Source organism: Phenylobacterium ferrooxidans (assembly GCF_042714595.1).
GTDB classification, from domain to species: domain Bacteria; phylum Pseudomonadota; class Alphaproteobacteria; order Caulobacterales; family Caulobacteraceae; genus Phenylobacterium; species Phenylobacterium ferrooxidans.
The window spans coordinates 18131-30419 of record NZ_JAOTJD010000032.1; the positions used below are offsets into that span (position 1 = coordinate 18131).

Here is a 12289-nt window from a genome sequence, read left to right on the forward strand (position 1 = left end):
TTGCGGTCTAAGGCATCGACCCTAGGTTTGTTGGAGCCCGGTGCGGGCCCAAATGGAAATTGAAGGCATTATGACCTCGAAGAAGAACGGCTATCTCTGGGGCGCCATCGCCGGCGTCAGCATCGCCACCGCCGCCGTCGCCGGGGCCCGTGTGGGCCAGCCCGACAGCACGCTGGACCGCACCATGCTGCTCAAGGCCTCCACCGCCCCGATCTTCGCCCCGCCCCCCGGCGCGCCGTTGTCCTTCGCCGACATCTTCGAGAAGGTGTCCCCGGCGGTGGTCTCCATCAACGTCACCTCCAAGGTCGACGCCTCGGCCCTGCGCCGCCAGATCCCCGGCCTGCCCTTCGACATCGTTCCCCGCGGCGCCCCGGAGGGCGAGGACGGCGACAGCGAAGGCGGCACGACCGGGCGAGGCCAGCCCCGCCTGCCCACCCAGCAATCCTCGGGCTCGGGCTTCTTCATCTCGGCCGACGGCTACATCGTCACCAACAACCACGTCGTGGAGAACGCCGAGGAGATCAAGGTCGTGCTCAAGGACGAGCGCGAACTGGAAGCCGTCGTGGTCGGCCGCGACGAGGGCACCGATCTGGCGGTCCTCAAGGTCAAGGGCGGCAACTTCCCCTTCGTGAACTTCGAGAACTCCGCCAAGCCCCGGGTCGGCGACTGGGTCATCACCGTCGGCAATCCCTTCGGCCTGGGCGGCACCGCCACGGCGGGCATCATCTCGGCCTATGGCCGTGACATCGGCGAGACCTTCGTCGACTACATCCAGATCGACGCCCCCATCAACCGGGGCAATTCCGGCGGCCCGACCTTCGACGTCTTTGGCCGGGTGATCGGGGTCAACACCGCGATCTTCTCCCCCTCGGGCGGCTCGGTGGGCATCGGCTTCGCCATCCCCTCCGACGTGGCCGACGCCACCACCAAGGCCCTGATCTCGGGCGGCAAGATCACCCGCGGCTATATCGGCGCCTCGATCCAGAACTACACCGCCGAGATGGCCGACGCCCAGGGCCTGCCCGGCCAGAAGGGCGCCATCGTCGCCGACCTGGTCCCCGGCGGCCCCTCGGCCAAGGCCGGCCTGACCCCGGGCGACGTCGTGGTGGCCGTCAACGGCGTCACGGTGAAGACCTCCTCGGAACTCACCCGCGAGGTGGCCAAGGCCCGCGCCGGCGACACCCTGAGCCTCGAAGTGCTCCGCGACGGCAAGCGCCGCACCGTGGACATCCGCTCGGGCGTGCGCCCCACCGAAAAGGAGCTGGCCGCCAACGACAATTCCGGCAGCCCCCGCAGCTCCGGCGGCCCCTCCGGTCCGGCCGTCCAGCTCCCGGCCGTCCTTGGCCTGAAGCTCACCCCTCTGGACGCCGCGGCCCGCACCCGCCTGAACATCGACACCCCCCTGCGTGGCGTGGTGGTGGACAGCGTCGACCAGTCCTCCGACGCCGCCCAGCGCGGCCTGCGCAAGAACGACGTCATCACCCAGGCGGGCGGCCGTCCTGTGGCGTCGGCCTCGGACTTCTCCGCGGCGGTCGAGGCCGCCAAACGCAGCGGTCGTCCCAGCATCCTGATCGGCGTCTACCGCGCCGGCCGGACCACCTTCCTGCCGATCAAGGTTTCCGGCTAAGCTCCGGATTCTTGAAGGGGGAAAGCCATGCGGATTCTGATCGTCGAGGACGACCTTGAGGCGGCCGAGGCCATGGACCGCGGCCTCACCGAGGGCGGCCACGCCTGTGTCCGCGCCGCCGACGGGGAGGAGGGCCTCAAGGCCGCCCGCGACGGCGAGTTCGACGTGATGATCGTCGACCGCATGATGCCCAAGATGGACGGGGTCACCCTGGTGGAGACCATCCGCCGCGAGGGCGACCAGACCCCGGTGCTCTTCCTCTCGGCGCTCGGCGAGATCAACGACCGCGTCACCGGCCTCCAGGCCGGCGGCGACGACTATCTGGTCAAGCCCTACGCCTTCGCCGAGCTCAGCGCCCGGGTCCAGGCCCTGTCGCGCCGCCGCGAGACCGGCTCGGTTCAGACCCTGCTGCGGGTCGGCGAGCTGGAGATGGACCTCATCGGCCGCTCGGTTTGCCGCCAGGGCAAGGAGATCGACCTCCAGCCGCGCGAGTTCCAACTGCTGGAATTCATGATGCGCCACGCCGGCCAGTCGGTGACCCGCACCATGCTGCTGGAGAAGGTCTGGGAATACCACTTCGACCCCCAGACCAACGTCATCGACGTCCACGTCTCGCGCCTGCGCTCCAAGATCGACAAGGGCTTCGACCGCGCCATGCTGCTGACCGTCCGCGGGGCGGGCTACCGCCTGGAGCCGTAGGGGCGGGTCACACATGATCTGCGGCGCCCCCCCATCCGCTCATCCCGGCGCAGGCCGGGACCCAGATTCATTCTCCGAAGTTCGGTCTGATCCACCGTTCGTGTGGTTCGTGTGGTTCGTGGTTCCAAGTCTTCCGGCCGCGACGCCGCGAGGCCCATCAAGACTGTCCACGAACCACACGAACCACACGAACAAGGTCGCGCCATTTCGTCGAACACAACGTGACCCCTCATCCGTCGCGCCGTCGCGCGACACCTTCTTCCGCAAGGGGAGAAGGGTCACGGAACTGGCCGCCTAGATGTCCCCCGGCATGCGCCTCCCGCGGCTGTTCCGCACGACGCCCTTCCGGCTGACCCTGCTGTTCCTGGCCCTGTTCGGGGCCGCGGCCAGCGCCTTCCTGGCCTATATCTATGTCGCCACCGCCGGCGAGGCGACGCGGCGCACCGACCAGGAAATCACCCGCGAGATGAACTCCCTGGTCGCGGCCTATGAGCGGGCCGGCGTCGATGCGGTGAACCAGTCCCTGATCGAGCGGGCGGCCAGCGAGCGGCCCTTCCTCTACCTGCTGATGAAGTCGGACGGCACCCGCATCTCCGGCTCCATCGCCGAGTCGCCCCTGGAGGACATCAACGCCGTCCCGGCCCGCGCCAGTTTCTCGGTCACCGACTTCGACGTCGAGGGTCGGCCCATCAAGCATCCGGCCCGTGGCTTCCAGGAGCATCTGCGGGGCGGGGAGATCCTGTTCGTCGGCGCCGACGTCAGCGAGGACCAGGCCTATGTGGGCAAGATCGTCAACGCCCTGCGCGGCGCGGGCACCCTGGTGGTGGTCCTGGGCCTGATGGGCGGGGTGCTGGTCAGCCGTAATGTCAGCCGCTCCATGGCCGGCCTCACCGACGTGGTCACCGCCGTGCGCAACGGCGACCTGGGCGCGCGCGCGCCGGTGCGCGGGACCCGCGACGAGTTCGACGAGCTGGCCGAGGGCCTCAACGAGATGCTCGATCGGCTGGAGCGCTCCATGGCCGGCCACCGCCACGCCGGTGACGCCATCGCCCACGACCTGCGCTCGCCGCTCACCCGCCTGCGCGCCCGGCTGGAGGTGGCCTATCTGGACGTGGAAGCCGGCAAGGGCGACCCCGAACAGGCGCTGGGCCAGGCGCTGGAAGACACCGACGGGGTGCTCAAGACCTTCGGCGCGGTCCTGGCCATCGCCCGGCTGCAGGCCGCGGGCTCGGCGCCGGACCAGGTCCTCTTCGACCCGGCCCAGCTCGCCGCCGACATCGCCGAACTCTACGAGCCCCTCTGCGAGGACGCCGGCCTCGACTTCCAGGCCGAGATGGCCGAGGGGCTGCAGGCGCGCGGCAACCAGGAATTCCTGGCCCAGGCCCTGGCCAACCTGCTCGACAACGCCGTGAAGTACACCCCCTCGGGCGGCGCCATCATGCTGCGCGTGCGCCGCCGCTCCTCGGGCGAGATCGAGTTCTCCATCACCGACACCGGCCCCGGCGTGCCCGAGGAAGACCGCCCCCGCGTGGTCGAACGCTTCGTGCGCCTGGAAAACAGCCGTAGCCAACCCGGCGCCGGCCTCGGCCTCTCCCTGGTCGGCGCCGTCGCCGAAGCCCACGGCGGCCGGCTGGAACTGGCGGAAGGGCCGGGCAAGGTCGGCGAAATCGGCCCGGGGCTGCGGGTGGCCCTGATCCTGCCGAGGGCGGGGTAGGTGACAGGCCAAGGCTAATCGTATATACAGAATACCGATTGTCTTCGATCCGAGCAAAGACGCCACGAACATCGCGAAGCACGGCTTGTCCCTGGCGGACGCCGAAGCTTTTGATTTCGAGACCGCCCTGATCCTGATCGATGATCGGCGCGACTATGGTGAGGTGCGCTATCGGGCCTGGAGTAGGATCGATGGCGTGGGCTTCATGCTCGTCTTCACGCAGGTCGATGACGAGACTATCCGGGCGATCAGCTTTAGACGCGCCCATGCGAAGGAGATGAGACGCCATGGCCCCGCATGAGCCCGGCTTCGACGAAGACAATCCTGAATGGACGGACGAGGATTTCGCCCGAGCCAGGCCGGCGAAGGATGTCCTGCCCGAAAAGGTCTTCGACGCCCTGACACGCCGCCGTGGGCCGCAGAAAACGCCGGCCAAGACGCCGATTTCTCTTCGCCTCAGCAGTGAGGTGATCGAACACTTCCGCGCTGGCGGCGCCGGCTGGCAGACCCGCATCGACGAGGCCTTGAAAGAGGTTATCGCTCGCAAGATCGCCTGAAGGCGCAGCCCAATGTCGCGAACGACCAAGCTAGCCATTCTGGTGTTTGGCGGAGGGCTCTACCTTTTGCTCGGTTGGATGGTGACGGTGTTCGTCGCCACGCTGTCGGCTTGGGCGAACGGACCATGTGAGACCAATGATTGCCCAGAAGGCGTGCCCTCGGCTTGGGCATTTGGGGTGCCAATCTTCTTCATCGCTTCCCTCGTCGCGATGGCGATTCTGAGCTTCAGGCGCCAAGGTACACGATCACGGAGCGCCGCAGGGTCGGCGCATTAGCCTCCAGCCAGGAACCGGCTGACCCCGACCGGTCGAGAATTACCGGGAATCACGGTGACAGCGCACTTAATCGGCATGCCGGTTCTCACGTCTGACCGGACTGAAACGCTGTCATCGAATTCGGATTCATAGCCGGGGGTCGGAGTTGACCCACCTGTTCGTGTGGTTCGTGGTTCCAAGTCTTGAGATCGCGCCGCCACACAGGCCCAACAGATTGTCCACGAACCCCACGAACGGGCGCGCGACCGTAGGTCGATGGCGCTGATCCGGCCGCGGGCGGGATCAGCGGAATTTGCACAAGGGGCGCCGTGGGAAGCCGTCCGGCCCCGGCGTTCACCAGGGCGAGATAGCGCTCGAAGGCGTCCGCCGGGAGCTCGCCACGGGCCGCGAGCAGGGCGATCATCCGGCCGGCGAGGTCGATGCTGTAGAAGTTGTGGTGCGCCAGCAGCGCCACGGCCTTCATCAGCTCCGGATCCAGGCCGCCGGGCGCCACGGGGTCGCGCACATAGACGATGTCGGCCTCCAGCAGCTGGTTGAACGGGCGTCGGAAGTCGCCGTCGTGCATGACGCGCGGCGAGCTGCAGATCCGCGGCGCCTCGATCATGCGCGGCTACTGGAACCGGCCCGACGCCAACGCCGAAACCGTTGTCGACGGCTGGATGCGCACCGGCGACGTGGCCTATGTGGACGAGGACGGCTTCGTCTACATCGTCGACCGCATCAAGGACCTGGTGATCCGCGGCGGCGAGGACATCGGCTGCGGGGCGGTGGAGTCGGCGCTGCTGGAGCATCCGCAGGCGATCGAGGCCAGCGTTTACGGCGTGCCGGACGCGCGCCTGGGCGAGGAGGGTGGGCGCGACCATCTACGCCCGCGCCGCGGTCGACGAGGCCGAGCTGCGGCCTTCCTGGCGCCGCGCCCGGCGCGGTTCGAGATCCCCCGATACGTCCATTTCGCCAGCGAGCCCCTGCCACGCATCGCCTCGGGCAAGATTCTCAAGCGGCAACTAGAGCATGTCAGGCGCAAGTGGGAACCGGTTCGCCGCCCGGACATGCTCTAACGTCAAGGAGGTAGACCCTTTTTGTCCGGTCAGGTTGAATCAACCTGATCCGGAAAGGGTCTAGGGGATGAGGCGGCCGCGCGGCATGGGGGCGCAGGCGCGGCTTCCCATGGACGGGAAATGGGGTGACATAGCTGGGGATTGCGCCGGCTCCGGCGGCAAGACGCTCCGGAACCGCTCAGCACGCCATGGCCACAGCCGAGATCACCCCGCCCGGCGCCCGCCAGGACGCCTCGCCCACCGGCTTCTCCAGCTATCTCTTCACCCAGGGGGCCTGGTTCCTGGCCTTCGGGCTGCAGATGGTGCTGTTTCCATATCTGGTGCGGGTGGTGCTGCAGGAGGACGAGATCCGCTTTGGCCTCGCCCAGATGTCGATGCAGGCGCCGACGGTCCTGCTGATCCTGCTGGGCGGCTTTGTCGCCGACCGCACGGACATCCGCCGCACCGTGCTGCTGGGCTGCGGTCTCTGCGCGGTGAGTTTCACCGGGCTCGGCCTCTTCGTGGCCGGGGGTCACCTCACCTATGGCGCCCTGATCGCCTACGCCCTGATCATCGGCACGATCGGCGCCTTCGTGACCCCCGCGCGGGACGCGCTGCTGAGCCGCGTCGCCCCCGGCGGCCTGCACCAGGGGGTGGCTTTCGCCACCTTGGCGCAGTTCGGCGGACAGATCCTGGGCATGGCCCTGGCCACGGCCGCCCCCCTGCTGGGGATTCCGGCCCTGCTGTTCGGGCAGGCGGGACTGATGGCCGCCGCGGCGGTCTCGGCCACGAAGATCAGGCCCCGGCCCGCCGGCGAGCGCCGGATCCGGGAGACCGGGGTGCTGCGGTTCATGGCCGGTGAGATCGGCGGCGGCTTCCGCGCGGCGATCGCCTCGCCGGTGATCGGCCCGGTGATCCTCTGCAGCATCGGGATGGGACTGTGTTTCATGGGCGCCTTCGCCGTGCTGCTGCCGCTGATCGTGCAGGACTACTTCCCCCGCGACCTAGCCGGGCCGGCGCGGGCGCAGATCGCCACCGCCCTGGGGGTGTTCAGCCTGACCTTCTGGGTCGGCTCGATGATCTCGGCGACCGCCCTGGTCCGGTTCGGTCACATCCGCCGCAAGGGCCTGGCCTATCTGACCTCGCTGCTGGTGGGCGCCTCCGTCCTGGTGCTGTGCAGCATTCCCATGCCGTTCTGGCTGCTGTGCGCGCTGAACTTCGTCTGGGGCCTGGGCGGCGGGGTGGCGATGACCCTGGGCCGCAGCCTGGTCCAGCAATACGCGCCGCCGGACAAGGTGGCCCGGGTGCTGTCGATCTTCACCCTGGGGATGATGGGCGGGGCGCCGGCTGGGGCGGTGGTCTATGGCGTCTTGGCCCACGCCATCGGGCCCCACGCCGCCATCCTGTTCCCGGGGCTCGGGATGCTGGCGATCGTCGGCGCGGTGACCGCCTTCTCCCGCCTGCGCCACCTGGACGAGGCCCATCCCGAGGCTGGGTGAGGGCGGGCTAGCACCAGCTGGCTTGGTCGGCTTGGGGCTCGTGCAGCAGTTCCTGGACGTTGGCCTCGAGGATGCGGAAGCCGACATTGCCGTAGAGTTTCTGGCGGCCCTCGTTGAGCACGAAGCTGGGGCTGCCCTGGAGGCGCAGAGCCTCGGCGTCCTGGTGATCCGACGCCAGGGCGGCGAAGGCCCGCCCGTCGGCGATCAAGGCCTCGACGCGGGCGATGTCGGCGCCGGCCCGGGCGCCGACATCGCGCTGGACCTCCCAGGTGGCGATGTCGCGGGCCTCGGCGAAGAAGGCCTGGCGCAGGCCGCGCACCGCGGTCTCGGCCGCGCCCGGCGGCCCGCCCCCGGCCGCCTCGTCCAGCTGCGCGGCCTTGAGGAACAGGTGGGCCCCCCAGGAGGAGGCCGGCCGCACGGTCAGCCAGACGGCCGGGTTCAGCTCGATCTCGGGGAAGGCGGCCGCGGACTGCCGCAGGTGGGCGTTGAAACCCTCATAGCCGCCCTTGTCGCCCCAGGCGGCGGGGATCTTGCGGGCGGTGTCGCCGAACACCGGGCAGAACCGGTACTCGATCCGCACCCGGTCGCCGAAGGTCCGCCGCAGGGCGTCGAGCCGCAGCTCGGCGATATAGGCCCAGACGCACAGGACGTCGGTGAAGCAGACGATGGGGACGGGGGTCACTGGCTATCTTCCTCGTGGCTCTGACCCTGGTATAGCCCACCGCGCGCGGCGGGGCAGGGGCGGACGCACGCTTGAGGATCAACACTTGGCGGGACCTCGACGGTCACCTGTTGGCCTTGGTGGGCCGGCGGCGGCCGCCGCAATCCCTTGCGCCCCAAGACCTGGTGGCTGGCTGACCGGCATTTAAACAGCCTTGTCTTCCATCCGTGGCCGCCGACAATGTGCGGATGACTCGCCTGATCGATGGCCTGACCCCCTGCGGCCCCGTCGCCGACCCCAAGGCCGCCGAGCGCGCCCACAGCGTCGTCCGCGCCGCGGCCGAGGAGGGCGGCTGGACCGACCTCCTGGAGCGGGCCTGGCCCGCCCTGGCCCCGGTCTTCGGCGCGTCCCCCTACCTCACCAGCCTGGCCCGCCGCGACCTGCCGCGCCTGCGCGACCTGCTGGAGGCTGACCCCGACGCGCGGTTCGACGACCTGCTGGCCCGCACCGCCGCCCTCGCCGATGTCAGCTACGAGCCCGCCAAGGTGGGCCTGCGCAAGCTCAAGGCCGAGGCCCACCTGCTCATCGCCCTGGCCGATCTGGGCGGGGTCTGGGACTTGGACGCGGTCACCGGCGCCCTCGCCCACTTCGCCGACGCCGCCCTCACCACCGCGCTCACCGTGGCGGCCCGCAGCGAGGTCGAGGCCGGCCGCCAGACCGCCGTGGGGGAGGGGCCGGCGGGACCGGTCCCCGGCTATTTCTGCATCGCCATGGGCAAGCACGGCGCCTACGAACTCAACTATTCCAGTGACATAGACATCTCGGTCTTCTACGAGCCCGAGGCCCTGCCTCTGGTCGAAGGCGTTGAATCCCAAGGCTTCGCCGTCCGCCTGACCAACAAGCTGTCCGAGCTGATGCAGGACAAGACCGGCGACGGCTACGTCTTCCGCACCGACCTGCGCCTGCGCCCCGACCCCTCCTCGACGCCCCTGGCCGTGCCGGTCGCCGCGGCCATGGACTACTACGAAAGCGTCGGCCAGAACTGGGAACGGGCGGCCTTCATCAAGGCCCGCGCCTGCGCCGGCGACACGCCCCGGGGCGAGGCCTTCCTCCAGGAGCTGACCCCCTTCATCTGGCGCAAGAACCTCGACTTCGCGGCCATCGCCGACATCCACTCCATCAAGCGCCAGATCCATGTCCACAAGGTCGACGACCGCCTGCAGGCCAAGGGGATGGACCTCAAGCTGGGGCGCGGCGGCATCCGCGAGATCGAGTTCTACGTCCAGACCCAGCAGCTGATCCTGGGCGGCCGCCACCCCGACCTGCGCTCGCCCCGCACCCTGGACGCCCTGGCCGCCCTCCACGCCGCCGGCCATGTCGCTCCCAAGGCCGCCCAGGAGATGACAGAGGCCTATGGCGTGCTGCGGGCCATCGAGCACCGCATCCAGATGCTGGCCGACGAGCAGACCCACAAGCTTCCGGACTCCGACATCGAGCGCGGCCGGGTCGCGGCCCTGGCCGGGTTCGCCAAGCTCAAGGCCTTCGACAGCGACATCGAGAAGACGCTGAAGGCCGTCAACCGCCGCTATGGCGAGCTCTTCCCCGACGAAGAGCAGCTGTCGTCCCGGTTCGGCAGCCTGATCTTCACCGGGGTCGACGATGATCCGGAAACCCTCGCAACCCTTGCCCGCATGGGGTTCTCGCAGCCGGCCAAGGTGTCCCAGACCATCCGCGGCTGGCATCACGGCCACATCTCGGCGACCCGCACGGAGCGGGGCCGGGAGCTCTTCACCCGCCTGGCCCCGCGCCTGCTTGAAGCGGCCAACGCCACCGGCGCGCCGGACATCGCCTTCCAACGCTTCAGCGACTTCTTCGGCAAGCTGTCGTCCGGCGTGCAGCTGCAGTCCCTGTTTCTGGCCCAGCCGCAGCTGTTCGAGCTGATCGTCCAGGTGATGGCCTACGCGCCGCGCCTGGCCAACACCCTGGCGCGGCGGCCCGCCGCCCTGGACGCCATGCTGGACGGCGACTTCTTCTCCGACATCGCCATCGAGGAGGATCGCCGGGTCATGGCTGCGGCCGTGTCCCAGTCCGACGGCTTCGAAGGCGCCATGGACGCTGTGCGCCGGGTGCATCGCGAGCAGGCCTTCCGCATCGGCGTCCAGGTGATGAGCGGCTCGGCCACCGCCGAGATCGCCGGCCACGCCTTCGCCGACCTCGCCGACCTCTGCATCGACACCCTGGCGCCGGTGTCCCTGACCGAGGCCGAACGCCTGGGCGGGACCTTCCCCGGCCAGGTCGCCGTCGTGGCCCTGGGCAAGTGCGGGTCGAGGGAGATGAGCGCCGGCTCGGACCTCGACCTGATGACCGTCTACCGCGCCGACGAACCGGCCGCCGTCTCGTCGGTGAAGGAGTGGAGCGCCGACCTCTTCTACGGCCGCTTCACCCAGCGCCTGATCGCCGCCCTGTCGACGCCCACCGGGGAGGGGGAGCTCTACGAGGTGGACATGCAGCTGCGCCCCTCCGGCACCAAGGGGCCGGTGGCGGTGAGCTTCGCCGCCTTCGAGGACTATTACGACCGCGAGGCCGAGACCTGGGAGCTGCTGGCCCTGACCCGCGCCCGGGTGGTCTGGGCAAGTTCGGCGGAGTTCGCCCAGGCCGCGACCCAGGCCATCGACACGGCGTTGCGGCGCCCTCGTGAGGCCGGCAAGACCGCCGCCGAGGTCCGCGAGATGCGCCAGCTGCTGGAACAGGAGCGGCCGCCCAAGGGCGACTGGGATCTGAAACTCTCGCCCGGCGGGCTGGTGGACATCGAGTTCGCCGCCCAGTTCCTGCAACTGGTGCACGCCCCGGCCGGTGGCCCCCTCGCGCCCAATACCGCCGAGGCCCTGGGCTTGGTCCTGGCGGCCGGCTTGGCGCAGAAGGGTCCCCTCGCCGACCTGCAGGAGGCCTGGCGGCTGCAGCAGAACCTGACCCAGCTCCTGAAGGTGGCCCTGCCCGACGGCGAGGACCCCGGCGAGGAACCTAAGGCTTTCAAGGCCCTGCTGGCCCGGGCCGGAGGCGTGAAGGACTTCAAGGGCCTGCGCGCCAAGCTCGCCCGCGCCCGCGTCGCCGCCCGGCATGCCTACGACATCATTGTGCAAACTTGAGCGACGGATATGGGCCGACGGACCGTTGAACTCGTGACGGTCCGCAAGCTCGTCGAAAGGATCCTATGAAGCGCCTCCTGATCACCGCCGCCTTCCTGGCCATGGCCAGCTCCGCCCACGCCCAGATGGGCCGGGGACCTGACCTCGACCTGGACAAGGACGGCAAGGTCACCTTGGCCGAGTTCAAGAAGGTCCAGGCCGACTCCATGCTGGGTCGGCTGGACGGCGACAAGGACGGCAGGATCACCAAGGCGGAAAGCAAGTCCATGGAGGCCCTGGCCGCGCGTTTTGGCGGGGCGAAGGCGGCCTCCCGCATCGCCGAGATGTGGAGCAAGGGCGACGCCAACAAGGACGGCGCACTGTCGCGCGCCGAACTCGACGCCGGCTCCAAGCGTCGCTTCGATCAGGTCGACGCCAATCGTGATGGCTGGCTTAGCAAGGACGAACTGGCCACCATGCGCCAGAACCGGGGCCGTGCTGGATAGCCCGCCCATCACCGCCGCCCGGGGCGAGGTCAGGTTTGGACTCAGATCCGGACGAAGAGCTGCTGGCGCGCGTGGCGCGGGGAGATCCCGCCGCGGTGCGGGCGCTCGCCGCCCGCAAGCTGCCGCGCCTGCTCGCCTTGGCCGGGCGGATGCTCGGCGAAGCATCGGAGGCCGAGGACGTGGCGCAGGAGGCGATGATCCGCGCGTGGCGTCAGGCGCCGACCTGGGCGCCGGGCGCGGCCCGTTTCGACACCTGGCTGCACCGGGTGACCCTCAACCTTTGCTACGACAGGCTGCGTCGCCGCCGAGAAATTCCAACCGAGACGCCACCCGAGCAGTCCGACGAGGGGCCGGCGCCCGACCGGGGGCTGGAGGCCTCAGATGTCGGTCGACGGGTGGCCGCGGCCATGGCTGTCCTGCCGGACCGCCAGCGGGAGGCGGTCGCGCTGTGCCACTATCAGGAGATGACCAATATCGAGGCCGCAGCGGTCATGGGTGTCAGTGTCGAGGCCCTGGAGAGTCTGCTGTCGCGGGGCCGGCGGGCCCTGCGGTCGGCGCTCTCGGATATGATGGCGCCATGAGGGGGCA

General features: G+C 69.5%; 12 protein-coding genes. 10 read left to right on the plus strand and 2 right to left on the minus strand.

Annotated elements, in window-relative coordinates; genetic code table 11:
- The first annotated feature begins 70 nt into the window (after positions 1-70).
- The 5 genes from OCL97_RS15735 to OCL97_RS15755 all read left to right on the plus strand — a co-directional run bounded on the left by OCL97_RS15735 (position 71) and on the right by OCL97_RS15755 (position 4597).
- Positions 71-1627 (plus strand): Do family serine endopeptidase, encoded by a 1557-nt coding sequence (locus tag OCL97_RS15735; protein ID WP_377370834.1) that lies wholly within the window; start codon positions 71-73, stop codon positions 1625-1627.
- Positions 1628-1654: 27 nt separating this feature from the next.
- Complete coding sequence (locus OCL97_RS15740; RefSeq protein WP_304698862.1) at positions 1655-2326, plus strand: response regulator transcription factor; 672 nt, start codon at positions 1655-1657, stop codon at positions 2324-2326.
- Positions 2327-2636: 310 nt separating this feature from the next.
- Positions 2637-4040, plus strand: a complete 1404-nt coding sequence (locus OCL97_RS15745; protein WP_304698864.1) for a sensor histidine kinase — start codon at positions 2637-2639, stop codon at positions 4038-4040.
- Between the two features lie 37 nt (positions 4041-4077).
- On the plus strand, positions 4078-4341 hold the full coding sequence (locus OCL97_RS15750) for a BrnT family toxin (RefSeq protein WP_377370860.1): 264 nt from the start codon (positions 4078-4080) through the stop codon (positions 4339-4341).
- Entirely contained in the window at positions 4328-4597 is a 270-nt protein-coding gene (locus OCL97_RS15755) for a BrnA antitoxin family protein (protein ID WP_377370835.1), read from the plus strand. The genes OCL97_RS15750 and OCL97_RS15755 overlap by 14 nt, the downstream gene beginning before the upstream one ends.
- A gap of 361 nt (positions 4598-4958) precedes the next feature.
- Here OCL97_RS15755 and OCL97_RS15760 read toward each other — a convergent pair whose 3' ends face one another.
- Positions 4959-5477, minus strand: a complete 519-nt coding sequence (locus OCL97_RS15760) for a hypothetical protein (protein WP_377370836.1) — start codon at positions 5475-5477, stop codon at positions 4959-4961.
- Between OCL97_RS15760 and OCL97_RS15765 the strand changes: the two genes are divergently transcribed.
- Together OCL97_RS15765 and OCL97_RS15770 are read left to right on the plus strand one after the other, a co-directional pair.
- The gene (locus OCL97_RS15765) at positions 5437-5931 is read left to right on the plus strand and encodes a class I adenylate-forming enzyme family protein (protein WP_377370837.1); all 495 of its coding nucleotides are present in this window, start codon (positions 5437-5439) and stop codon (positions 5929-5931) included. The genes OCL97_RS15760 and OCL97_RS15765 overlap by 41 nt on opposite strands.
- 188 nt (positions 5932-6119) lie before the next feature.
- Positions 6120-7409, plus strand: coding sequence for an MFS transporter (locus tag OCL97_RS15770; RefSeq protein WP_377370838.1), 1290 nt, complete (start codon positions 6120-6122; stop codon positions 7407-7409).
- A gap of 7 nt (positions 7410-7416) precedes the next feature.
- Here the strand turns inward: OCL97_RS15770 and OCL97_RS15775 are convergent, their stop codons facing one another.
- Positions 7417-8091, minus strand: a complete 675-nt coding sequence (locus OCL97_RS15775) for a DsbA family oxidoreductase (RefSeq protein WP_377370839.1) — start codon at positions 8089-8091, stop codon at positions 7417-7419.
- A 227-nt stretch (positions 8092-8318) separates the two neighbouring features.
- On the opposite strand from OCL97_RS15775, the gene OCL97_RS15780 reads away from it, so the two are divergent.
- The 3 genes from OCL97_RS15780 to OCL97_RS15790 all read left to right on the plus strand — a co-directional run bounded on the left by OCL97_RS15780 (position 8319) and on the right by OCL97_RS15790 (position 12282).
- Positions 8319-11216, plus strand: coding sequence for a bifunctional [glutamine synthetase] adenylyltransferase/[glutamine synthetase]-adenylyl-L-tyrosine phosphorylase (locus OCL97_RS15780; RefSeq protein WP_377370840.1), 2898 nt, complete (start codon positions 8319-8321; stop codon positions 11214-11216).
- A gap of 65 nt (positions 11217-11281) precedes the next feature.
- Positions 11282-11701, plus strand: a complete 420-nt coding sequence (locus tag OCL97_RS15785) for an EF-hand domain-containing protein (RefSeq protein ID WP_304779003.1) — start codon at positions 11282-11284, stop codon at positions 11699-11701.
- A gap of 35 nt (positions 11702-11736) precedes the next feature.
- Positions 11737-12282, plus strand: coding sequence for an RNA polymerase sigma factor (locus OCL97_RS15790; protein WP_304779001.1), 546 nt, complete (start codon positions 11737-11739; stop codon positions 12280-12282).
- Positions 12283-12289 lie beyond the last annotated feature (7 nt).